The organism is Streptomyces caelestis (assembly GCF_014205255.1).
Lineage (GTDB): Bacteria > Actinomycetota > Actinomycetes > Streptomycetales > Streptomycetaceae > Streptomyces > Streptomyces caelestis.
The window spans coordinates 2,981,053-3,003,776 of sequence record NZ_JACHNE010000001.1 but is presented as its reverse complement, the minus strand read 5'-3'; the positions used below and the strand labels follow the sequence as shown (position 1 = coordinate 3,003,776).

The window sequence follows — 22,724 nt, the reverse complement described above, 5'->3', positions numbered from 1 at the left end:
GTGACCGCCCGGAACGACGACCGGCGCGAAGCCGGGTCTGACGGTGACGAGTACGGCCGTGGCGCGTACCCCGCCGCCGACGGCGACGGGGTCGAGTACGAGGGGGCCGACTACGACGGCATGGACGCGCTGATGGCAGCGCTCGTCGGCGCACCCCTGCCGGAGGGGGCCCGACGGGACCCCGACTTCACGGCGGCCCACCACGCGGCCGCCACGGACGTGGCACTGCTGCGACGACAACTGCTCCTGATCGGTGACACGCTGGCGCGCGCCGCCGGGGCGGAGGCCGGAGCAGCCGACGCCGAGCGGGTGGCTGGGGCGCGGGCCCCGGGGGAAGCCGGGGATCAGGCGGAGCGGGCCCCTGCCGCGGGGGCGGCGGATGGTGCTGCGGTCGAGCATGCCGGCGGGTCGGGGGCGGCTGCCGGCTCGGGGGTGGGGGCGTCCGAGCGGGTGGCTGGGGCGCGGGCCCGGGGGGAAGCCGGGGATCCGGACCTCGCCGCCGGGGCGGCAGCCGGCTCGTCGCCCGCCCATGCCGTCGGGTCGGGGGCGGCCCCCGACCCGACGGTGACGGCGCTGCCCGTGAGGTTCCAGGGGGAGGTGCCGCTGGACGACGAGGAGGCGGGGCACGAATCCGGCCGGGCGGTTGGCCAGGTGCCGCCCGCTCGCCCGGGCCGTGGCGACCGGCGTTCCGGGTCGGACGTGGTCTCGGTCTCGCCGGCTGGGCGGCGCAGTCGTCCGCGGCCCCTCGTCGTGGCCCTGCGGGGGCTCGCCGCGGCCGTGGCCGTCACCGTTGTGGTGGGGATGGGCTGGCTCGTCGTGCAGAGCGGTCACGGGGCGGGGGAGGACTCGGCGGGGAGCTCGGCCGCCGATACCGCGGCCGGGCCGCAGCACGGCCAGGAGGGCGCCAAGCTCGGTCACGCCGGGTACCTCGCCTGTGCCCGGATCGTGGCCGAGGGCACCGTCGCCGAGGTCGAACCGGTCCCCGGCACCGGTCAGGACCGCGTCACCCTCGACGTGGAGCGCTCCTACAAGCCCGCCAAGGGCCAGGACCGGATCGTTTTCCCCATGGACGAGGACGCCGCACCCCAGCCGCGGCCGGGTGAACGCGTCCTCGTCGGGATCACGCGCGGGCAGGCGCAGCCGGACCTGTGGAGCGTCGGGGAGAAGGAGATCGCCACCGTACGGGCCTGGATCACCGCCGCCCTGTCCGAGTCGGGGACCCTTCCCTGCGCATGAACGACCGAGGGCGGGCGTCCGTCCGGACGCCCGCCCTCCTGATGCCGTCGAACCGTTACGGCACGACCTTCTCGATCTTCACGCTGCCCATGCCCGCGGCCGTCCCGCGCGCGTTGACGAGCTGGACCTGGCCGAAGAACACACGCCCCTCGGGCGCGGCCGCGGCGGCGGTGACGCTGCCCGAGACCGTCGCCGAGTCGCCCGTGCCGAGCTTCACCGGCGCCGACCCGTCGACGGTGATGCTGCCGAGGGAGGGAGCGAAGAACACGTCCCGGTAGTCGTACGCGGTCGTGCCGGCCGGCACCGAGTAGCCGACGACCTCGATGGTGTACTTCCCGGCGGCCGGGGAGGGCAGGGAGACCGACTCTTCCGAGTCACCGTCCGCGGAGCTGCCGACCGGCTTGCCGGCGGCGTCGTAGACCGCGAGGTCCAGGTCGGCGGCGGCGTCCGAGACGCGGCCGATGGCGACGTCCAGCGACTTCGCGCCCGCGGGCACCTCGACCGTGGTGGTCTGCGTCTCGCCGTGCTTGATCGACGGCCGGGTCGTCTTGGAGGAGCCGAGCGAACCGCCCACCAGCTTGCCGTCGATCGCGGCGAAGCCGTTCGTCACCTTCCAGGAGGCGGTGGCCGGGGTGCCGACCTTCGCCTCGGGCACGGTCACGGTCTCCGGCTCGAAGGCCGCGCCGAGCACCGCGACGTCCAGCTTGTACGGGTTGTCGAGCAGCGGCGACGTACGGCGCGACTCGACCTCGATCTCCCACACGCCGGGCTGCGGGTTCGCGTAGGAACGCAGGTCCGGGCGGCAGGTGTTGGCCGGGTTCGAGTAGTTCGGGTAGCAGTTGACCGTCGACGTCGGGTCGGACGGGACGCCGGACGGGTGGATGGCGATGAACCGGGTCTGGCTCTTGTCCTTCAGCCCGCTCATCGCGACCTCGAGCGTCTTCGCGCCCTCGGGAACGGTGACGTAGTAGTGCTGCGAGCTGTTGCGCTGCACCGAACCGGACGCGGAGAACGTGGACTTCAGCGGCGCCGAGACCACGACCGTGTGCAGGACCTGCTTGTCGATGCCCTCGGTCTTCGGGTCGTCGACCTCCAGGATCGCGCTCTTGATGCCCGCGGACTTCGGCGCGGCCTGGACCTTGACGGTGACCGGCTTGTTCAGCGGCAGCTTCACCTCGTCGGAGCCGACGATCCGGAAGGTGCCGCCCGCGTTGTTCTCGAAGTGCAGCTCGTGCCGGATCGCCTTGTCGGCGCCGGACGTACGGGTGACGGTGATCTCGTACGTCTTCTTCTGGCCGGCCTTCAGGCCGCCCTCACGGTCGTACAGGCCCGTGCCGTAGCCGGGCGTCTTGAGCTTGTCGTCCATCGCGGTGTCGACCGGTGCCTTGACCGTGTACGCGTGGGACGTGGCGCCGTCGCGGATCGAGTCCCAGGCGTCCTCGATGTTCATGAGACCCACGCCCTCCTCGTGCGCCTGCACACCCTTGATGTGGTCGGCGGTCGAGGTGAGGGCCGTGCGCAGGGTCGCCGGCGTGAGCTCGATCTTCTTCTGCTCGGCGGCCGACAGCAGCAGCGCGGCGGCGCCGGCGGCCTGCGGGGAGGCCATCGAGGTGCCCTGGAGCATGCCGTAGCCGGCCGGCAGCGAGTAGCCCGCCTCGGCGACCGGGGCGCCCGGCATCCACGTCTGGATGGTGTTGATCGCGGCACCCGGGGCGACCAGGGTCGGGGTGAAGCCGCCGTCCTCACGCGGGCCGCGCGAGGAGAACGGCATCAGCGCGTACTTCTTCTCCACGGCCGAGCCGTAGTTGGCGGCCCAGGTCTCCTTGGAGACGGACGCGCCGACCGAGATGACCTTGTCGGCCAGGGCCGGGTCGCCGATGGTGTTGGTGCCGGGGCCGGAGTTGCCCGCGGAGATCACCAGCTGGACGCCGTAGGTGTCGATGAGGCGCGTGTACAGCTCGGCGCGCGCGTTGTTGCCGTCGTTCAGCGCCGGCAGGCCGCCGATCGACATGTTGACGATGTCGACGCCGCGCTTGGTGACGAGGTCGATCATGCCCTCGGTGAGCGCGACGTTGGTGCAGCCGCCGGACCAGGTGCAGGCGCGCGAGGAGACGAGCTTGGCGCCCGGCGCCGCGCCGTCCATCTTGCCGCCGAACAGGCCGTTCGCGGCGGTGATGCCGGCGACGTGCGTGCCGTGCTCGGACTCGATGACGCCGATGTTGACGAAGTCGGCCTTCGCGCCGGCGCCGTTGTAGACGACGTCCTTGCGGATCTCGACGACGAACGGCTGCCGCTCGGCGATGTCGGTCTTCGGGTCGTCGGTGCCGAAGTACCCGATCTGGAAGCCGTCCTTGTACGGCTTCATCGCGGTGTCGTCACCGAAGTCGAAGTTGTTGTTCAGGTCGACCCGGACCGTGCCCGCGGCCGGGTCGTACAGCACGCCCCAGGCGTCCGTGGTGTCGCCGTCGCGGTTGGCGTCACCCGCGGCGTCACCGCCGGTGGTGTACGACTCCTTGAAGGTGCTCACCCGGTACGAGCCCGAGGGCGCCGTCCATGTCCTGCCGTCGTGCGTGAACGTGGGGCCCGAGACGGAGGTGTCCATCCGGCGCCAGGTGTTGTCGTTGTCCACGACCGGGTCCGTCGCCGTCACCCAGTCGACGATCTTCCGCTCGCCGGTCGTGGTCTTCTGCAGCGCCGGGTGGCCCAGGTCGACGCCGGAGTCCAGGATGCCGATGGTGATGCCGCGGCCGTCCGCCTTCGGGTGGTCCTCGACGAAGTCGACCGCGCCCGTCTCGAAGGACGGGTTGTACGGGTTCTCCGCGGGGGTCTTCTTCCCCGGCGCCGGGTACGTCCCCGCGACGGCCTTGGCGCCCTTGACGGCGTCCGCGGCCGGCGTCGGGTCGTCCAGCGGGATCTCCTCACGCAGGTCGATGCCGTGCACGGAGGAGAGCTTGACGGCGGCGGCGATGGCCGAGTCCGCCCGGGACGTCGGGACGGTGGCGCGGACGTAGCCCAGCTTGTCGTCCGCCCGGCCCACCGAGCCGCCCTTGACCGCGTCCAGCTGCCCGGCGACCTGCTCGGTCTGCCCGGGCGCGGTGGCGATCATCATCGTGACGGTCTTGTCGCCGTCGGCCTTGGCCTCGGCGAGCAGGTCCGCGTCGCCGGAACCGAGCTTCTTGTGCGCGGACTTGACGTCGGTGTCGGCCGGGGCGGAGGCGCCCGGCTCGTCGGCGGCGAAGGCCAGGGGGACCGGCCCGGCGGCCGAGAGCGCGGCGACGAGACCGGCGGCCACGGCGATGCGCGCCGCACGTCTGCGGGCCGATATCGGATCGCGCTGGGGGGTGTTGGTCATCGGCATCCCTTGTAGGTAAAGGAACGAGCGGGAGCGACCGGGGCCGATCGGTCCTGGTCGCGACCGTCCGGAACGCAGGCCCGGACGATCGCACAGCTTTACGCAAGGGGAGGTTCTTTGAGGAGTGTTGACCGAAACGAAATGGATGTATGGGGAAAACCCGCGATGCGTTTTACGGGCATGAGCCCTGAAGGCGGCGAAATCGGTTAACGTCCCGGAGTGCGACAGAAGTTGAGGGTGGCGGCCTACGCCGTATGCGTCCGTGACGGGCGGGTCCTGCTCGCCCGCTCACCGGCCGACTGGGGGTCCCCCCTGCTCGAGCGCAGCCGAGAGCTTGGGGGAGGCACCCCCGAGTGGGTCATGCCGGGCGGCGGCATGGAACACGGCGAGGACCCCTACGACACCGTGCGGCGGGAGGTCGAGGAGGAGACCGGGTACCACATCGAGGTCACCGGCCTGCTCGGCGTCGACTCCTCCCGCCGCGTCTTCCGCGACGGCATCGGACGGGCCGTCGACCATCACGCCGTCCGCTTCGTCTACGAGGGCCGGATCATCGGCGGCGAACTGCTCCCCCAAGCTCTCGGCTTCGCTCGAGCAGGGAGGTACCCCCATCGAAGTGAACGGCTCCACCGACCTCGCCGCCTGGCAGGACCTGGACGCGGTGCCCGGACTGGTCCGGGTGGGGATGGTCGACATAGCCCTGCGGCTGTGGCGGGAGCGGCCGGCCACCGGACGGCTCGGCGACGTCTTGGAGGACGCCGAATAGGTTCAGTACCCCGGAAGATGAACACCGCGTGACCGGCTCCCGGCCGTTCCCGGAGCGACCGACGACGCGCAGGGTAGTCCAAGATCCACGTACGGTGATCGGCGCTGCGCGTTGCCACCCCGTTTACGCGCAGGTCATTCCCAGTGCCAACGATCCAGTACGAGCGGGATGTTCGCGTGCCGGACATCCCGCGACCACTGCCGACGCGTTCGCACTCGGGGAGAGAAGCGCATGTCGCGCACACGCTCAGTCGCCGGCTCCGGCCAGGGCATCCACCGTCGTTCCGTCCTCGCCGCCACCGGAGCGGTCGCCCTGTCCGCGGGCGTCGGCTACGCCCTGCGGCCCAGCGACAGCCAGGCCGCCACCGCCAAGGAGACCACCGAGGCCGTCGCCGCCTCCTCACGCCGGGCACCGGCCGCACCCCTGGCCCCGTACACCAAGGGCACGACCGTGGCGTCCGTGGCCGCCCCGCGCGGCTCCGGCTACCGGCGGCTGGGCGACGGACCCGGCTGGCAGCGGGTCGTGCGCTCCGACCTGGCCGCGCCCAAGTCCGGCCGCGCCGGGCGCCGTACCGCGCTCGCGGCCTTCGTCCAGCTCACCGACCTGCACATCATCGACGCCCAGCACCCGCTGCGCCTGGAGTACCTGCGCTCGGCCGACGTGCACGCCTGGCGGCCCCACGAGGCGCTGACCGTACAGGGCGCGATCGCGCTGGTGGAGCGGATCAACGCGCTCCGCGGCGCCCCCGTCACCGGCACCCCGCTGCACTTCGCCATGACCACCGGCGACAACACGGACAACAACGCCAAGTCCGAGCTGGAGTGGTTCCTGAAGATCATGAGCGGCGGGCGCATCACGCCCAACACCGGTGACCCGCGCCGGTACGAGGGCGTCCAGAACAGCGGCCTCAAGCTGTACTGGCAGCCGGACGCCGCAGTCCGCGACACCGACAAGCAGGCCGGCTTCCCGCACCTCGACGGCTTCCTCAAGGCCGCCATCCGCGAGGTGCGCAGCCCCGGCCTCAACCTGCCCTGGTACTCCACGGTCGGCAACCACGACTCCCTGCCGATGGGCTGCTACGCCTCGCACGGCGACTCCTACCTCACCGAACTCGCCGTCGGCGGCAAGAAGCTGATGAACGTGTCCGCCGCCGAGGCGCAGCGGCTCCAGACCCTCATCAAGAAGGCCCGGGACCCCGAGGGCGTCCGCTACCACGACTTCCTCAAGACCCACGCCCGGGCCACGCGCTCGGTCACCCCGGACGAGAGCCGTGCCCCCTTCACCCCCACCGAGTACCTCCAGGCGCACCTGGACCCGGCCTACCGCGGTGTCGGCCCGGCCGGCCACGGCTACTCCTCGGCCAATCTCGACACGGGCACCCAGTACTACGCCTTCCGCATCTCCGACGACGTCATCGGCATCAGCCTGGACACCACCGACGCCGGCGGCCACTACGAGGGCTCGCTCGGCACGGGCCAGCTGAAGTGGCTCGACCGGACCCTGCGGGAGAACAAGGACTCCTACGCTGTGATCTTCAGCCATCACACCAGCAAGACGATGACGAACACCCGCATCGACCCCGCCCGCCCCCACGAGCGCCGGCACAACGGCCAGGAGCTCCTCGCCCTCCTCGGCGGCCACCGCAACGTGCTCGCCTGGGTGAACGGCCACATCCACAAGAACGTCATCACCCCGCACGCGATGTCCGGCGGCGGCTCCTTCTGGGAGATCTCCACGGCCTCCCACGTCGACTATCCCCAGCTCGCCCGCATCATCGAGCTGACCGACAACAAGGACGGAACGGTCTCCCTGTTCACCACGCTCGTGGAGTCCTCGGCCCCGCACCGCACGGACTTCTCCGACCTCTCCCAGACCGGCCTCGCCGCCCTCTACCGCGAGCTGTCCCTCAACGCCCCCGGCGCGAGCACGTCCCTCGGCGGCGACCCGGAGGACCGCAACACCGAGCTGGTACTGAAGAAGGAGTCAACTACCCGTCGTTAAAACGACGGGCTTGCACAACGGGCGCCACTGGCTGTGATGCTGCGTTTGCGTCCTGCCCCTCCGGCCGGCTTCGGGGGTGGGGCTGCGGGGCCGTTGACTGGGCCCCGCGTCGCCACAACTCCCACGCGCGGGCGCGGATGTTGCGGGAGCTGTCCGGTCCGCGTGATCAACCGGGTGATCGAGAAGGCCACGGGCAACGACTACGGCGACGACATCGACCGGCGCATCATCACCCCCCTGCACCTGACCTCCACGTCCGTCCCCACCACCAGGGTCACCCTGCCCCGGCCCAGCGGTCGCGCCTACTCCAAGCTGGCCGAGACGGATACGGGCCCGGCGTACGACGTCACGGAACTGAACGCGCGCCTGGCCTACGGCTCGGGCCAGATGGTCTCCAGCCCGGCCGATCTGAACCGCTTCTACTCGGCCCTGCTCCGCGGCAGGCTGCTGCCGCCCGAGCAGCTGAAGAAGATGAAGACCACGGTCGAGTCCAGTCGGGAGACCAGCCGCTACGGCCTGGGGCTCGTCGACCGCAAGCTCAGCTGCGGCGTCCACGTCTGGGGCCACGACGGCGGCATCAGTGGCTCCCACTCGGACGCCGTGACGACCGAGGACGGCCGCCACCTGCTCGCCGTCAACTTCAACGGCGACTGGTCCGGCAGCACCCGCGCGATCATCGAGGCGAAGTTCTGCGGAAAGCAGGGGCTGCCGCTCACGAGGAGGGGCCGCCGAAAGCCCGGCGGCCCCTCCTCTCCCCGGTCCGTCACTACCGGGGCAGTACCTCGACACACGCGGCCGGATCGCGGCCGGCCGAGGCCATCAGGGCCGTGCGGACCACCGTCGCCTGCTGTTCCAGGGAGTCGCGGAGCTTCCTGGGCGTGATGTGGACGACCGTGATGCCGAGGCGCTCCAGGTGCTCGCGTTTGCGGGTGTACTCGGACCACAGGGCGTCGTCGTCCTGCCGGGGCGCCCGGGTGTCCAGCTCCACCGCCACCGCCTGGCCGGGCCAGTACGCGTCCAGGCCCCCGAGGTAGGGGCCGCCGGGCAGGCGCAGGTCCACGTTCCAGACCGGGTCGGGCAGGTCGTACTCGCGGACCATTCGGTACAGGCGGGCCTCCGCGCGTGCCCGGCCCTCGGCCAGCAGGGACTCCACGGCGTCCACCACGTGCGGACGGCTCAGCAGCCGCGCCTCGTTCAGCTCCCGCACTACCGCCGCCGGCTCGCAGTGGGCCCCGCGCACCGCCTCCGTCATCAGCCGGCGCACGGTGCCGGCGTCCGCCAGCTCGGCGACGGCATCGGCCAGCGCACGGGCCGCCGGGGCCACCGGGACGCCCGCGACCTGCTCGGGGACAGGGAGCGCGGGGGTGCGGACGATGCGCGCGCAGCCTGTCGAGCGAAGCCGCCGCATGCGCGGGACCAGGACGTCGAAGACATCCAGGGACGGCAGCGGGGGCGTGGAGGAGAAGCCGTGCAGGGTCAGCGCGGCCAGGCCCGTGATCATCACCTGCGCGTAGGCGGGAGCGCGCCCCCCGCTCGCGCCGGGCTGGGCCGGGACACCCGTGCCGCGTTCCCGCGCCGCGTACATCAGCGCCGCGTGCAGCCGCTCCTCGCTGGTCGGCGGGCCCGGGTGGAGCAGGACGACGCCCGGGAGGAGTTGCTGCCAGGATCCGCCGGGGCGGCACTGCTCGTTCGTCTCGGACGTCGTCACGCCGTGCGAGCGGAGCTGCGCGACCGTCATGACGCGGAGCGGGCCGCGGCCGGAGAGGTCGTGCAGGGGGCGGGAGGAGAGCGGGGTGTTGTAGGTCATGACCCGCAATTTCCCGTGTTCCGACCGTCCTTTAACCGCTGTTACAGCTCCGTCGACAAATGCGGACAACCAGGCACTAAAGGACGGGTGTTCGGATGCCGAAAGCCCCTGGTCCGTTCGGGTGTGGACCAGGGGTTACGGCTCACGGCGCACTCATCTCGTAACGATGCGGAACGCCCAAATCTCAGGCCAAAGCTACTGGTCAGAGGCAGCGTCGCAGTCCTGCCCCCGCAGCGCCCGCGCCAGGTCGTCCCGGGCCTCCAGCACCAGCCGGCGCAGGGCCGGGGCTGCCTCCCGGTGGGCCTCCAGCCACGCGTCCGTGGCGTCGAGGGTCGCCCGGGACTGCTGGAGCGAGGGGAACATGCCCTCCACCACGTGCATCCCGATCTGGATCGACCGCTCGGCCCACACCCGCTCGATCACCGCGAAGTACTTCTCCGCGTACGGCGCGAGCAACTCCCGCTGCGAAGCCTGGGAGAACCCCGCGATGGTCGCCTCGACCATGGCGTTGGACAGCGCGTCCGACTCCACGACCTGCGCCCACGCCTGCGCCTTGACCGCCGGCGACGGCCGGGCCGCCAGGCAGCGCACCTGGTGGCGCTTGCCGGAGGCCGTGTCGTCCCGCGCCAGCTCCTCGGCCAGCACCTTCTCGTCCGCCACCCCGTGTGCGGCCAGCGGTTCCAGGAGCACCCAGCGCAGCTCCTGGTCCAGGTCGAGGCCCTCGATCGACGCCGTGCCCGCCAGCAGGTCGCTCAGCAGCTCGAAGTCGGCCTCGGTGGTGGCCGTCCGGGCGAAGAAACGCGCCCACGCGAGCTGGTGCTCGCTGCCCGGACCGGCCGCGTACAGCTCGCGCCGCGCGCCCTCGGCGAGCAGCCGGCCGCCCGTCTCCCGCCAGCCGGGTGCCGCGTAGTGGGTGACCGCCGACTCGGCCCACGCGTGCAGCATCTGCACCACGCCGATCTCGGACTCGCCCCCCGCGAACCGCAGCACCAGGTCCACGAAGTCCCTCGCCGGGAGCAGCGCGTCCCGCGTCATGTTCCACAGCGCCGACCAGCACAGGGCGCGCGCCAGCGGGTCGGTCACCGACCCCAGGTGCTCGCGCAGCGTCGCCAGCGAGGTCTCGTCGAAGCGGATCTTGCAGTACGTCAGGTCGTCGTCGTTGACCAGGACCAGGTCGGGCGCCTCGGCGCCGGACAGTTCCGCCACGACCGTCCGGGGGCCGTCGACGTCCACCTCGGCGCGCGCGTACCGCTCGACCCCCCCGCCGTCCGTCGTCCGGTACAGGCCCACCGCCACCCGGTGCGGGCGCAGTTCCGGATGGGACTCGGCCGCCTCCTGCACCACCGCCAGCTCGTCGACGCGACCCCGCGGGTCCAGCAGCAGCTGCGGGGTCAGCGAGTTCACCCCGGCCGTCTGGAGCCAGGACCGCGCCCAGGCGCTCATGTCCCGGCCGCTGGTCTCCTCCAGCACCGACAGCAGGTCACCGAGGCGCGTGTTGCCGTACGCGTGCCGCTTGAAGTAGCGCCGGGCGCCCTCCAGGAACGCGTCCTGGCCGACGTACGCCACCAGCTGCTTCAGCACCGACGCGCCCTTGGCGTACGTGATGCCGTCGAAGTTCAGTTTGGCGTCCTGGAGGTCGCGGATGTCCGCCGTGATCGGGTGCGTCGAGGGCAGCTGGTCGGCCCGGTAGGCCCACGACTTGCGGCGGTTGGCGAAGGTGACCCAGCCGTTGACGAAGCGGGTCGCGCCGACCAGCGAGAACTCGCCCATGAAGTCCGCGAACGACTCCTTCAGCCACAGGTCGTCCCACCACTCCATGGTGACCAGGTCGCCGAACCACATGTGCGCCATCTCGTGCAGGAGGACGTTGGCCCGGCCCTCGTAGGACGCCTGCGTCACCTTGCCCCGGAAGATGAACTCCTCCCGGAAGGTCACCAAACCCGGGTTCTCCATCGCGCCCAGGTTGTACTCGGGCACGAACGCCTGGTCGTACTTCCCGAACGGGTACGGATAGTCGAAGTGGTCGTGGAAGAAGTCCAGGCCCTGCTTGGTGACCAGGAACACGTCGTCGGCGTCGAAGTAGGGCGCGAGGCCCTTGCGGCAGAGCGCGCCGAGGGGGACCTCCAGCGTCGTGCCGTCCGCGAACGTACGGGAGTACGTGTCCGTCACGTAGTGGTACGGGCCCGCCACCACACACGTGATGTACGTCGAGATCGGCTTGGTCTCGGCGAACCGCCAGACCCCGTCGGCCTGTTCGCCCACGCCGTTGCTCCACACCGTCCAGCCCTCCGGCGCCCGCACCTCGAAGCGGAACGGGGCCTTCAGGTCGGGCTGCTCGAAGTTGGCGAAGACCCGGCGGGAGTCGGCCGGCTCGTACTGCGTGTACAGGTACACCTCGCCGTCCTCGGGGTCGACGAAGCGGTGCAGGCCCTCGCCGGTGCGGGAGTAGGCGCACTGCGCGTCGACGACCAGCTCGTTGTCCGCGGCCAGGTCCTCCAGCGTGATCCGCGAGCCGTCGAAGACCTCGCCGGGGTCAAGATCCCGGCCGTTGAGTGAGACGGCCGTCACACTCGGCGCGACCAGATCGGCGAAGCTGCTCGCGCCGGGCTCGTTGCAGCGGAACCGGACGGTCGTGACGGACCGGAACGTGCGGGGCCCGTCGGTGTCGTCCGCACCGACCGCGGACCGCAGGTCGAGGGACACCTCGTATCCGTCGACGCCGATCAGGGCGGCCCGCTCCCGGGCCTCGTCGCGGGACAGATTCTCACCGGGCACGGGCGGAACTCCTCAAGCGTCGTCGGATACGGCTGAACAGCACCGATCCTGCCACGTGCCCCTGACGCGGGGCAGCGGGGAATGGCCGGGGCGAGCGGCGGCGTTCCCGGAGAAACGGTTTCCTCATGAGGAGAGACATGTCGGACAAGACCCCCGTCGACTTCTGGTTCGACCCGCTGTGCCCCTGGGCGTGGATGACCTCCCGTTGGGTTCTGGAGGTCGAGAAGGTCAGGGACATCGAGGTCCGCTGGCACGTCATGAGCCTCGCCGTGCTCAACGAGGACAAGCTCGACCAGCTGCCCGAGGAGTACCGCGACCTGCTGGAGACCAAGGCCTGGGGCCCCGTCCGCATCGTCATAGCGGCACAGCAGGAGCACGGCGCCGAGGTGCTGGGCGACCTCTACACCGCGCTCGGCACCCGCATCCACAACCAGGACGAGGGCCCCGGCAAGGAGACGGTCGCCGCCGCCCTGAAGGACGTCGGCCTGCCCGAGTCCCTCATGGAGCACTGGGACGCCACCCCGTACGAGCCCGAGCTGCGCGCCTCCCACAAGGAAGGCATCGACAAGGTCGGCCAGGAGGTCGGCACCCCGGTCATCGCCGTGCCCGGCGCCGACGGCGAGCAGATCGCCTTCTTCGGCCCGGTCGTCACCCCGGCCCCCAAGGGCGAGGAGGCCGCCCGCCTCTGGGACGGCACCCTCGCCGTGGCCTCGGTGCCGGGCTTCTACGAGATCAAGCGCACGCGCACCAAGGGGCCGGACTTCTCCAACCTGTAGGGCTCACCCGGCAGGGGCGGCCTCCTCCTTGAACCGCTCGGGGAGGACGCCGCCGCCGTCCGTGTGCAGGTACGGCTGGTACCAGAGGCAGCCCTTCACCGTGCACCGCCAGAGGTTGTCCACGTAGTGGCGCGGATCCTTCTTCTCCTCACGGACCGCCGCCCGCTCCTCCTCGTTGAGCTTCCGGAAGTCCTGCATGGTGCCGCAGGTCCGGCACGCTCTGCGAATCATCAGCCCCTCCTCGCGATCACCGCCAAGTCCGGGAAGTCGGTTACGACCGCATCGACCCCCATGCGGTAGTACAGCGCGTATTCGGCGAACGCGTCCCCGAAATCGGTGCTTCCGGTGCCGCGCCGGAACTCCGCCGGCAGGAACTGGTTCTCCGCGCGGAAGGTGTACGGCCCCACGCGCAGGCCCGCCGCGTGCGCGTCCGCGAGGAGTGACGTGCCGACGAGCGAGGACTTGTCCGGGCCGATCCAGTCCGCGTACCCGGCGATGTCCGCCAGCCCGGCCGGCGTCATCATCTGCCGGTAGGTCGTCGTGGGCAGGTCGTACGGCCCGCCCGTGGTCCCCAGGGCCTGCCACAGCGGTACGCCCAGGCCCGTCATGCGCTTCAGGCTCGTCGGCTCGAAGGACTGCACGACGCACTCGCGCCGGCCCAGCCGGTTACGGCGGATCGCGGCCGCCAGCTTCGGCTCCAGGGGCAGGCCGAGGGACCGGAAGTACGTCGGGTGCTTGGTCTCCGGGAAGACGGCGATCGTCCGGCCGTGCGTCTTCGACAGCTTCCGTGCCAGGTCCACGACCTCCTGGAAGGTCATGACCTCCTCGCGCCCGTCGAAGACCGTGTTGCGGTTGCGGACCTGCGGCAGCCGCTCCACCGCCCGCAGCGTCTTCAGCTCGGCGAGTGTGAAGTCCTCCGTGAACCATCCGGTCACGGACCGGCCGTCGACCGTCTTCGTCGTGCGGCGGTCCGCGAACTCCGGGCGGCGCGCCACGTCGGTCGTCTGGGAGATCTCGTTCTCGTGCCGGACCACCAGCACGTGGTCCTTCGTCGGCACCAGGTCCGGTTCGATCCAGTCGGCGCCCGTCTGCACGGCGTACGTGTACGAGGCGGCCGTGTGCTCGGGGCGCCAGCCGGCCGCGCCGCGGTGGCCGATGACCAGCGGCCCACCGGCCGGGGCCGCGTGCGCGGGTGCCGTGAGCGCGGGTGCGGTCGCGGCCGCCGGGGTGGCGGCGGCCGCGAGCAGGAGGGATCGGCGTCTCAGGTGCATCAGGTGCCTTTCGCGATCGGGAGGTTCAGGTCCTTGCCCTGGCCCGTGCCTCGGCGAGCCGGACCAGGTGCTCCTCGTAGCCTTTCGTGTAGAACGCTGCCCGGCCCCGGTCCGGCTCGACGACCTCCGTCGGCCGCGTCCACCCCCGCGCGTCCAGCGGCACCCCGTACCGCTCGGCCGCCGCGAGGACCGCGCCCCGGGCCCCCACCTCGCCCTCGACGACCCGCAGCGGCCGGCCGAGCACATCGGCGAGCAGCCGCATCCAGGCGGGGCTTCGAGTGCCGCCGCCGCAGACGGCCAGGTCACCTGTGAGGCCCGCCGCCTCCAGGCAGTGCCGGGCGGCATAGCCGATGCCCTCGCAGGTGGCGCGGACCAGATCGCCCCGGGTCGACTCCAGGGAGACGCCCGTGAGTTCGGCGCGCAGCCGTGGCTCGACGAAGGGGGCGCGTTCGCCGGAGGGCGCGAAGTACGGCAGCACGCGGACGCCGTTCGCGCCCGGCGGGGTCTCGGCCAGCAGGCCGTCCACCTCCTCGTGCCGCACGCCCGTCGTCGACAGCACCCAGTCCAGGGCCGCAGTGCCGACCATCGCGGGCATGGCGCGCAGCCAGTACCCGGGCCGGTCGGTGGAGATGTACAGGCCCGCCGGCTCGCCCGTCAGGTCCAGCTCGGTCGTGGCGACCAGGCTGGCCAGACAGGTCCCGACGATCAGCAGACCGTCCCCCGGGGCCGTCACCCCGGCGCCCAGCGCGCAGGCCGGCAGATCGTACGGGCCGTTCGCGATCCGCGTGCCCGACGGCAGGCCCTCGCCCCGCGCCTCGGCCGTCGCGACCGGGTCGCTGACCGGTGCCAGCAGACGGCGCCGGTGCGTGAGGCCCAGCAGTTCCACGACCCGGTTGTCGTACGTCCGGGTGCGCGGGTCCAGAAACGGCATCGACGCGTCCGACACATCCGTCGCCGAACCCGCCCCCGTCAGCCGCTGGAACACCATGTCCTTGCAGTACAGGGCGGCCTTCGCGGCATCCAGCGTCTGCGGTTCGTTGCCGTCCAGCCAGGCCAGCAGCGGCCCCGGGCAGCCCGGGAACATCGCGCTGCCCGTCCGCCGGAACACCGTCTCGAACGTGCCGTCGGCCAGCCACCGGTCGACCAGTTCGTGCGCCCGCCCGTCCATCCAGGAGGCCGCCGCCCGCACGGGCCGCCCCTCCCCGTCGACCAGCCACACCCCGTCGCCCTGCCCGGTGAGCCCGGCCAGCTCGACCGGCTCCGGGACCCGCCCGGTGACCTCGTCGAGCACGGCGACGACCGCCCCGTACACCTCCTCCATGTCCTGCTCGACGAACCCGTCGTGCAGTCTCAGGTCCACCGGGCGGGAGGACACGGCCAGTTCCCGGCCCGTGTCGTCGAAGGCCGCCGCCTTGACCATGGACGTGCCCACATCGATACCGACGTACATGCGGCTCTCCTCAGGGTCCTCAGGTCAGGCAGTGCGCGAGCGGCTCGCCACGCACCCAGCGGCCCACCTCTTCGGCGGCGATCCGCGCCGCCTTCTCCGCCACCGCGCGCGACGCACCACCGAGGTGCGGGGTCAGCACGACGCGGTCGCCCAGCCCGAGAAGCCGCGACTGAGCGGGCAGCGGCTCCCGCTCGTACGTGTCGAGCGCCGCCGCCGACACCTGGCCGCTCTCCAGCGCGTCGCACAGCGCGCCCTCGTCCAGCAGCGGGCCCCGGGCCACGTTCACCACCACCGCGCCGGACGGCAGCAGCCCCAGCTCCCGGGCGCCGATCAGCCCCCGGGTCTCGGGAGTGAGCCGGGCGTGCAGGGTGATCACCTGGGAGCGGCGCAGGAGTTCGTCCAGCGAGGTCACGCGCAGTCCGTGGATCTCGCCGTGCACATACGGGTCGTACACCATCACCCGCGCCCCGAACGCGCACAGCACCCGCGCGACCCGGCTGCCGACGGCCCCGTACCCGACCAGCCCGACGGGCAGGTCCTCCAGCTCCAGACCGCTCCGCTCGTACGTGTAGTACGTCGCCCCCTCCCAACTGCCCTGCCGGACCAGCGGGTCGTGGGCCTGGGGGATGCGGCGCAGGGCGGCCAGCATCATGCCGACGGTGAACTCGGCGGTGGCGGCGGCGTTGCGTCCCGGCGCGAAGCACACCCGCACGTCACGCCGCTTCGCCGCGTCCAGGTTGACGTTCACCGGCCCGCCCCGGCAGACCACGACCAGCTTCAGATCCGGGCAGGCCGCGAGGACCCGTTCGGTGACCGGCCCCATCTGCGTGACCAGCACCTGAGCCCCGGCCAGCGCCTCGATCATCTCGTCCTCGGCGTCACTGGCCTCCTGCACCTCGGCGACCGGCCCGAACGGCTCCAGCGGCCAGCCGAGCCTCAGTTCCCTGACGTCCGCCCGCCCCACCTCGTGCTCCACCGCCCGCGCGATCAGCGACGGCAGGACGAAGTGGTCACCGGCGGCCACCACACGCACGCTGTTTCCGGCAGTCATCGCAGGGCTTCTCCTGTCTCGGCGTCGAAGACATGGGTGTGCAGGCGGTCGGCGGCGACCCGGACCCGCTCGCCGTGGGCGAGCCGTACCTCGGGGTCGGTGAGGACGACGAGGTGCCGTCCGACCCCGTCGAGGGCGAGGGTCGCGAGGCCCGACTCCAGCAACGGCTCATGGGCGGCGACCCGGGCGGGCAGGCCGCCTTCGGCGGTGAGCCGGACGTCCTCCGGGCGGATCCCGACCACCACCTCCCGGCCCTCGTCCACCGGCACGGGCAGCGCGATCCGCACCGATCCGGAGAGCCGGGCGTGGCCGTCGCCGTCGGCGATGCCGGGCAGCAGGGTGATCGCGGGTTCGCCGACGAAGTCCGCGACGAACACGTTGGCCGGGCTGTCGTAGATCTCGTAGGGGGTGCCGAGCTGCTGGATGACGCCGTCCTTCATCACGGCGATCCGGTCGGCGAGGGAGAGGGCCTCCTCCTGGTCGTGGGTGACCAGGATCGTGGTGTGGCCCAGGTCCTGCTGGATGCGCTTGAGTTCACGGCGGGTGGTGTCCCGCTGGGCCGCGTCCAGGTGGGAGAGCGGTTCGTCGAGGAGCAGGACGTCCGGTTCGCGGATCAGGGCCCGGGCCAGCGACACGCGCTGCTTCTGGCCGCTGGACAGCCCGGCCGGGCGGGCGTCGAGGAGGTCGGTCAGGCCGACCCGCTCGGCGATCTCCTTCACCTTGCGGTCGACGTCCCCACGAGCCCTACGGCCCCGGGCCTTCAGCCCGAACGCCAGGTTCTCCGCCACCGACAGCGGCGGATACAGCGCGTAGTTCTCGAACGCGACCCCGATGTTGCGCTGCTGCGCGGGCCGCTCGACCACCGACGCCCCGCCGACCAGGATGTCCCCGCCGGTCACCGGCTCAAGACCGGCGATCATGCGCAGGGTCGTCGACTTGCCGCAGCCGGAGGGACCGAGCAGCCCGAGCAACTCCCCTGAACCGAGGCTCAGGTCGATGCCGCGTACAGCGTCCACCGCCGGCCGCCCCCGCGACCGGTACGTCTTACGGAGTTCACGTAGCTCCAGTCCCGTCATGGCCGCCCTTCGTCGCGCAAACCTCGTAACGGACCTTGTGCTCGTCCAGGTCCCGCAGCGCCTCCGCCGACGCCCCGTCGTCCACGAGGAGCGTGTCGAAGCGGGACAGCGGGACGACCCGGTGCAGGGCGACCCGGCCGAGCTTGGTGTGGTCGATCAGCAGGACGTTCCGCGCGGCCGCGTCGAGCATCGCCCGCTTCACGGACACGATGTGCTGTTCCTGGTGGTAGGCGTAACCCCCGTGCACCGCCGACGTCGAGGCGAAGCACACGTCCACCCGCAACTGCTCGACCGCCTCCACGCAGGACACCCCCAGGAACGAGGAGTGCAGCGGGTCGTAGTCGCCGCCGAGCGCCATCAGGTGGATGCCCCGCTGGTCGGCCAGCAGGTTGATCGCCTCCAGGAAGTTGGTGACGACCGTCAGCGGCGTGACCTCGCCCGTGCGCAGCCGCCGGGCTATCTCCAGGGTGGACGTGGAGTCGTCCAGCAGGATCGCCATGCCGGGCTCCACCAGCCGCAGCGCGTGCTCGGCGACGGCGGCCTTCTCGGCCCGCATCGTCTTCAGCCGGTACTGCACGTTCGACTCGAAGACCCCCGACGGCTGCGCGGTCACCCCGCCCCGGAACTTCCGTACGATGCCCTGCCGTTCGAGCTCGTCGAGGTCCCGGTGAATGGTCATCAGGCTCACCCCGAACCGCTCGGCCAGCTCCGCCGCCGTTGCCGAGCCGTCGGCCAGCACCCGCTCGGCCATGGCGGCCTGCCGCGCCGCCGGCCCCTGCTGTCCACCACTGCTGCTGCTCATCACTGGGTCTCTATCCGTCGTCCCGGTCGCTCCGGCCGGTCGGCCTCGAACAGCAGCAGGTTCTCAGGCCGGACCACCAGCCGTACCGGATCGTCCGGACGAAGGCGTGCCGCGTCCGCCCGGGGCGCCACCAGCGACACCCGCTGCTCCCCGGCCCCGAGCCGGACGGTGACCTCCACGGACCGGCCGAGCACCTCGGTGACGTACACGGTCCCGGTCAGCTCGTGCCCCTCGCCGTGCAGGGCGACGTCCCGGGGCCGCAGCCCGACCAGGACCTCGGTGCCGGCCGGCGCCTGCGCCCGGACCGGCAGCTCCACGCCGCCGTCCGAGCGCACGCCGCTCTCCGTCACCACCCCCGGCAGCAGATTGATCCGGGGCCGCCCGAAGGCCCGCGCTACCTCCGTGTCGTGGGGCCGGTACCAGATCTCCTCCCGGGTGCCCGTCTGGACGATCCGGCCCTCCCGGATGACCCCGATCCGGTCGCCGAGGGCCAGGGCCTCGACGGAGTCGTGGGTGACGTACAGCGTGGTGGTGTGCTGCACGGCCCCGATGGCCTTCAGTTCGGCCCGCATCTGCTGACGGAGTTTGGCGTCGAGGTGGGAGAGCGGCTCGTCGAGGAGGAAGGCCCGGGCGGGGCGGACCAGCACCCGGCCGAGGGCGACGCGCTGCCGCTGCCCGTTGGACAGCCGGCCCACGGGCCGGTCCAGCAGCCCCGAGATGCCGAGCAGTTCGGCGATCGCGCCGATCCGCTGCCGGGCCTCGGCGGCGGGCAGCCGGTGCCGGGGGGAGCGCAGCGGCGAGGCGAGGTTGTCGTAGGCCGAGCGGTGCGGGTAGAGGGCGTAGCTCTCGAAGCACATCGCCACGCCCCGGTCGTACGGCTCCACGCCCCGCATGTCCTCGCCATCCAGCACGACGGTGCCGGAGTCGGGCTGTTCCAGCCCGGCGACGGTCTTGAGCGTCGTGGTCTTGCCCGCGCCGGACGGGCCCAGCAGGCAGAAGAACTCGCCCTCCGCGACCTCCAGTTCCAGTTCGTCGAGAGCGACGGTCCTGCCGTACGTCTTCCGTATCCCGCTCAGTGTGATCATGACTTCACCGCCCCGAACGACAGTCCCCGCACCAGATAGCGCTGGATCGTCAGCGCCAGCAGCAGCGGCGGTACGACGGACACCAGCGCGGCGGCGGCCGTCAGGTTGTACTTGGGCCGGTCCCCGCCGAGGAAGGACAGCGCGCCCACGGTCACCGTCTGGGCCTCGTTGGAGGTGAGGATCAGCGGGAAGACGAAGTTGTTCCAGGCGAAGATGAACGCCAGCAGCGACACGGCCGCGATGCCCGGCTTGACCAGTGGAAGCGCCACTTTGAAGAACGCCTGCTTGCGGGTGTAGCCGTCCAGCAGGGCCGCCTGCTCCAGCTCGGGCGTGAGGTCGGCGAAGTAGGACCGCATGATCCACACGATCAGCGGCAGGGTGACGAGCTGCAGCACCCACACCATGCCGACGTACGTGTCGAACAGCCCGAGCTTCTGGTACAGCACGAACAGCGGGATGATGACGGTCAGTTCGGGTGCGAAGCGGAACGACAGCAGCGTGAACATCAGGTTCTCCGAGCCCTTGAACCGCCACCGCGCCGAGGCGTACGCAGCCGGCAGCCCGACCACCAGCGACAGCACGACCGCCCCCACCGAGACCACCAGGCTGTTGACGAAGAACCGCACGAACGGGATGCCCTCGCTGTCCCCGAGAACCGTCCGGTAGCCGTCGAGGGTCGGGGAGAAGGAAAAGTAGGTGGAGAAGAGCTGGTCCGCCGGCTTCAGCGACAGGATCACCATCCAGGCGATCGGGAACAGCGCGAAGACGAAGTAGAGGACGAGGGCGGCGTCCGCGAGCCACCCCAGCGCACGCTTCTTCACTCAGGTCACCTCCGCGGCCCGCCGCTGGATCTTCCCCAGGTGCTTCACCAGCACCATCGCGGCCAGATACACCACAGCCCACAGCACGATCGTGTAGCTGATCCCGAAGGAGTAGCGCTGGAAGCGGATGGCTTCCAGATACGCCCGGATCTGGAGGACGACGGTCGAGTCACCGGGTCCGCCCTCGGTGAGGGCGTAGATGATGTCGAACACCTTCAGCGAGTCCATGAACCGGAAGATCACCGCCACCAGCACGTACGGCCACAGCATCGGCAGCGTCAGCCGCCGGAAGGTGTACCACCACCCCGCGCCGTCCACGGCCGCCGCCTCGAACGGGGAGGTGGGCAGCGACCGCAGACCGGCCAGGGCGAGGATCGCCACGAACGGGGTGTACACCCACACGTCCACGGCGATCGACGACAGGAGGGCACCCGTAGGGGTGTCGGTCCACTGCACCCCGCCCAGACCGAAGGGCCTCAGCAGGTAGTTGACCACTCCCACCGAGGGCTGGAGCATCAGCTTCCAGATGATCGCCGCGATCACCGGGGCGATCATCAGCGGCAGGATGAGGATCTTCTCCAGGATCCGGCCGAGGAGACTCGACCGGTGCAGCAGCAGCGCGACGGCCACCCCGAGCACGGTCTCGACGGCGGCGGCCCCGACCGCGTACAGCACGGTCACCCAGGCGGAGTTCCAGAACGCCTCCTGGGTGAAGACGGTCGTGTAGTTCTCGAACCGCACCATGTCCGGCTGCGGTTTGCTCGCCGAGAAGTCGAACAGGGTGTAGTACAGCCCGAGTCCGAAGGGGTACAGGATCCCGCAGGTCAGCAGCAGCGCCGGGACGATCAGGAGGTACGGGCGCAGCGCGAGCCGCATGGCTAGCCCACCTTGCCGGCGAGGTCGTCCGCCAGCCCGTCCAGGACGGACTGCGCGCCCTTGCCGCCGTAGATCTCCTGGAGGGCCGCCGCCCAGCTGGTCGTGGCGTCGAAGAACTGCGCCTGCGGAGTGAACTGGATCTTCGTCTGGTCGACGACCGTCTCGAAGGTCTCCAGGAAGCCCGGCAGATGCCGCATCTTGTCCTTGTACGCGGCGTCGTCCGCGACCGACTTGCGCACCGGGTCGATGTGGTTGTGCGTGATCGCGCCCTTGCGCAGGTGCTCCTTGCCGGTCGCCCACTGGAGGAACAGCCAGCCGGCGCTCTTCTTCTCGCTCTTGGCGTTCATGCCGAGCGACCAGATCCACATGTTGGTGGCGAGCGAGCCGTCCGGACCCTTGGGCCCCGGGTGGAAGGCGATCTTCCCGGAGGCGGGGCTGGCGCCCTTGACCGCCTGGAAGTAGGCGGCCGTGTCGGCGTCGAACAGCATCCCGGCCTTCTCGGCGCCGAGGTCGCTGGAGCACTGGTACCAGGTGTACGACGTCCAGGACGGCGGGCCGCCCCGCTTGACCATCCGCGCCCAGTCCTCGGTGAAGGCGACGGCCTCGGGGCTGTTCATCGCCGGTGTGAGCTTCCCGCCGTCGACCGTGAAGTCCTTCAGCCCGTTGCGGGCGTACATCGTCATGAAGCCCGGGTGGATGGTGGCCCAGCTCCTGGACCCGCGTACGGCGATCCCGTACATCCCGTCGAAGCCGGCGCCCGGCGCCTTCCGCTTGATGGACGCGGCGAGTTCGGCCAGCTCGTCGAAGGACTCGGCGGGCTTCAGGCCCAGTTTCCGGAACACCTCGGTGTTGTAGGCGACGACGTTCGTCTCCCAGCCCCACGGCAGCGCGTACTGCCCGCCCTGGCCCAGCGGCGCGCCCGCCCTCAGCGACCACTGGCCGGCCTGGAGCAGGTTCGGGAAGAAGTCCGCCTGGTCCCACTCGGCGCCCGTCGCCGAGGAGTTGCGCATCCAGGGCCCGAGGTCCTCCAGCCAGCCCGGCGGACCGTACTGCCACACCATGTACGCGCCGAGCATGAACACGTCGTAGGAGGCACGCCCGCTGGACAGGTCCACGGTGAGCTTGTCGAAGTAGTTGTCCTCCGGGAAGACGTCGTACTCGACCTTGATGCCGGTCTTCGCGGTGAAGGACTTCAGGTCGGCGATGAGCGCGTCGGTGTACGGGTGCTTGTTGAGCAGCGCCTTGACGGTGGTGCCCTGCTCCCGCTTCCAGTCGAAGGAGCCGGTGACATCGTCGGCGGCGGAGCCGTCGCTCTTGCTGTCGTCCCCGCCGAAACCGGCGCCGCAGGCTGTGAGCAGCGGGGCCGCGGCAGCCCCGGCGGCGAGCGCGAGGAAGCGCCGCCGGTCGTGCACGTGCGTGTCCATCCGTACCTCCACGTGGGGGCTGGTTAACACGTCGAGTCGACTCGTTAACAGAGGGTGGAACGGCTGAAGTTGGGCGTCAATCCCTCGCGCACGGGAAAATATCGGGGCACAGTGAGAAGTTCACAGGTCCGGCTGCGACGTCGTGGGAGGTTCCG

The 22,724-nt window shown here is 71.2% G+C and carries 16 protein-coding genes and 2 pseudogenes; 5 read left to right on the top strand and 13 right to left on the bottom strand.

Annotated features, from left to right (window positions below):
- A complete protein-coding gene (locus tag HDA41_RS13515; protein ID WP_184983775.1) occupies positions 1 to 1,236 on the top strand; it encodes a hypothetical protein in 1,236 nt (411 codons plus the stop codon).
- Positions 1,237 to 1,291: 55 nt separating this feature from the next.
- Here HDA41_RS13515 and HDA41_RS13510 read toward each other — a convergent pair whose 3' ends face one another.
- Positions 1,292 to 4,588, bottom strand: a complete 3,297-nt coding sequence (locus tag HDA41_RS13510) for a S8 family serine peptidase (RefSeq protein WP_184983773.1) — start codon at positions 4,586 to 4,588, stop codon at positions 1,292 to 1,294.
- A 219-nt stretch (positions 4,589 to 4,807) separates the two neighbouring features.
- On the opposite strand from HDA41_RS13510, the pseudogene HDA41_RS13505 reads away from it, so the two are divergent.
- The 3 genes and pseudogenes from HDA41_RS13505 to HDA41_RS13495 all read left to right on the top strand — a co-directional run.
- A pseudogene (locus HDA41_RS13505) lies at positions 4,808 to 5,354 on the top strand (NUDIX domain-containing protein).
- Between the two features lie 231 nt (positions 5,355 to 5,585).
- Positions 5,586 to 7,355 (top strand): TIGR03767 family metallophosphoesterase, encoded by a 1,770-nt coding sequence (locus HDA41_RS13500; protein WP_184983770.1) that lies wholly within the window; start codon positions 5,586 to 5,588, stop codon positions 7,353 to 7,355.
- Positions 7,356 to 7,529: 174 nt separating this feature from the next.
- A pseudogene (locus HDA41_RS13495) lies at positions 7,530 to 8,054 on the top strand (serine hydrolase domain-containing protein); the annotation flags it as partial.
- A gap of 67 nt (positions 8,055 to 8,121) precedes the next feature.
- On the opposite strand, the gene HDA41_RS13490 reads toward HDA41_RS13495, so the two are convergent.
- Both HDA41_RS13490 and pepN read right to left on the bottom strand, forming a co-directional pair.
- A complete protein-coding gene (locus HDA41_RS13490) occupies positions 8,122 to 9,162 on the bottom strand; it encodes a hypothetical protein (protein WP_184983768.1) in 1,041 nt (346 codons plus the stop codon).
- A 195-nt stretch (positions 9,163 to 9,357) separates the two neighbouring features.
- Positions 9,358 to 11,937 carry an aminopeptidase N gene (pepN, locus tag HDA41_RS13485; RefSeq protein ID WP_184983766.1) on the bottom strand — a complete coding sequence of 860 codons (2,580 nt, stop codon included), beginning with the start codon at positions 11,935 to 11,937 and terminating at the stop codon, positions 9,358 to 9,360.
- 137 nt (positions 11,938 to 12,074) lie between these two features.
- Here pepN and HDA41_RS13480 point away from each other — a divergent pair, with 137 nt between their 5' ends.
- Positions 12,075 to 12,713, top strand: a complete 639-nt coding sequence (locus HDA41_RS13480) for a mycothiol-dependent nitroreductase Rv2466c family protein (RefSeq protein ID WP_184983764.1) — start codon at positions 12,075 to 12,077, stop codon at positions 12,711 to 12,713.
- A 3-nt stretch (positions 12,714 to 12,716) separates the two neighbouring features.
- Here the strand turns inward: HDA41_RS13480 and HDA41_RS13475 are convergent, their stop codons facing one another.
- Genes HDA41_RS13475 through HDA41_RS13430 form a run of 10 tightly spaced genes read right to left on the bottom strand, consistent with a single transcriptional unit; the run spans position 12,717 to position 22,569 of the window.
- Positions 12,717 to 12,944, bottom strand: a complete 228-nt coding sequence (locus HDA41_RS13475) for a hypothetical protein (RefSeq protein WP_184983762.1) — start codon at positions 12,942 to 12,944, stop codon at positions 12,717 to 12,719.
- Entirely contained in the window at positions 12,944 to 13,984 is a 1,041-nt protein-coding gene (locus HDA41_RS13470; protein ID WP_184983760.1) for a glycerophosphodiester phosphodiesterase family protein, read from the bottom strand. Before HDA41_RS13470 ends, HDA41_RS13475 begins: the two co-directional genes overlap by 1 nt.
- A 25-nt stretch (positions 13,985 to 14,009) precedes the next feature.
- Entirely contained in the window at positions 14,010 to 15,434 is a 1,425-nt protein-coding gene (locus tag HDA41_RS13465; RefSeq protein WP_184983758.1) for an FGGY-family carbohydrate kinase, read from the bottom strand.
- 19 nt (positions 15,435 to 15,453) lie between these two features.
- Entirely contained in the window at positions 15,454 to 16,485 is a 1,032-nt protein-coding gene (locus HDA41_RS13460; protein WP_184983755.1) for a 2-hydroxyacid dehydrogenase, read from the bottom strand.
- Positions 16,482 to 17,561, bottom strand: coding sequence for an ABC transporter ATP-binding protein (locus tag HDA41_RS13455; protein ID WP_184983753.1), 1,080 nt, complete (start codon positions 17,559 to 17,561; stop codon positions 16,482 to 16,484). The genes HDA41_RS13460 and HDA41_RS13455 overlap by 4 nt, the downstream gene beginning before the upstream one ends.
- A complete protein-coding gene (locus HDA41_RS13450) occupies positions 17,539 to 18,363 on the bottom strand; it encodes a DeoR/GlpR family DNA-binding transcription regulator (RefSeq protein WP_184983751.1) in 825 nt (274 codons plus the stop codon). Before HDA41_RS13450 ends, HDA41_RS13455 begins: the two co-directional genes overlap by 23 nt.
- Positions 18,363 to 19,448, bottom strand: a complete 1,086-nt coding sequence (locus tag HDA41_RS13445) for an ABC transporter ATP-binding protein (protein ID WP_184983750.1) — start codon at positions 19,446 to 19,448, stop codon at positions 18,363 to 18,365. The genes HDA41_RS13450 and HDA41_RS13445 overlap by 1 nt, the downstream gene beginning before the upstream one ends.
- A complete protein-coding gene (locus tag HDA41_RS13440; protein ID WP_086849313.1) occupies positions 19,445 to 20,269 on the bottom strand; it encodes a carbohydrate ABC transporter permease in 825 nt (274 codons plus the stop codon). Before HDA41_RS13440 ends, HDA41_RS13445 begins: the two co-directional genes overlap by 4 nt.
- Positions 20,270 to 21,145 carry a carbohydrate ABC transporter permease gene (locus tag HDA41_RS13435; RefSeq protein ID WP_184983749.1) on the bottom strand — a complete coding sequence of 292 codons (876 nt, stop codon included), beginning with the start codon at positions 21,143 to 21,145 and terminating at the stop codon, positions 20,270 to 20,272.
- A gap of 2 nt (positions 21,146 to 21,147) precedes the next feature.
- Positions 21,148 to 22,569, bottom strand: a complete 1,422-nt coding sequence (locus HDA41_RS13430; protein WP_184983748.1) for an ABC transporter substrate-binding protein — start codon at positions 22,567 to 22,569, stop codon at positions 21,148 to 21,150.
- Positions 22,570 to 22,724 lie beyond the last annotated feature (155 nt).

Coding starts and splice junctions, on each gene's coding strand:
- HDA41_RS13465 (WP_184983758.1), bottom strand. CDS start 15,434: ATGTACGTCGGTATCGATGTGGGCACGTCCATGGTCAAGGCGGCGGCC.
- HDA41_RS13455 (WP_184983753.1), bottom strand. CDS start 17,561: ATGACGGGACTGGAGCTACGTGAACTCCGTAAGACGTACCGGTCGCGG.
- HDA41_RS13500 (WP_184983770.1), top strand. CDS start 5,586: ATGTCGCGCACACGCTCAGTCGCCGGCTCCGGCCAGGGCATCCACCGT.
- HDA41_RS13445 (WP_184983750.1), bottom strand. CDS start 19,448: ATGATCACACTGAGCGGGATACGGAAGACGTACGGCAGGACCGTCGCT.
- HDA41_RS13510 (WP_184983773.1), bottom strand. CDS start 4,588: ATGACCAACACCCCCCAGCGCGATCCGATATCGGCCCGCAGACGTGCG.
- HDA41_RS13470 (WP_184983760.1), bottom strand. CDS start 13,984: ATGCACCTGAGACGCCGATCCCTCCTGCTCGCGGCCGCCGCCACCCCG.
- HDA41_RS13430 (WP_184983748.1), bottom strand. CDS start 22,569: ATGGACACGCACGTGCACGACCGGCGGCGCTTCCTCGCGCTCGCCGCC.
- HDA41_RS13490 (WP_184983768.1), bottom strand. CDS start 9,162: ATGACCTACAACACCCCGCTCTCCTCCCGCCCCCTGCACGACCTCTCC.
- HDA41_RS13435 (WP_184983749.1), bottom strand. CDS start 21,145: ATGCGGCTCGCGCTGCGCCCGTACCTCCTGATCGTCCCGGCGCTGCTG.
- HDA41_RS13475 (WP_184983762.1), bottom strand. CDS start 12,944: ATGATTCGCAGAGCGTGCCGGACCTGCGGCACCATGCAGGACTTCCGG.
- HDA41_RS13460 (WP_184983755.1), bottom strand. CDS start 16,485: ATGACTGCCGGAAACAGCGTGCGTGTGGTGGCCGCCGGTGACCACTTC.
- HDA41_RS13480 (WP_184983764.1), top strand. CDS start 12,075: ATGTCGGACAAGACCCCCGTCGACTTCTGGTTCGACCCGCTGTGCCCC.
- HDA41_RS13450 (WP_184983751.1), bottom strand. CDS start 18,363: ATGAGCAGCAGCAGTGGTGGACAGCAGGGGCCGGCGGCGCGGCAGGCC.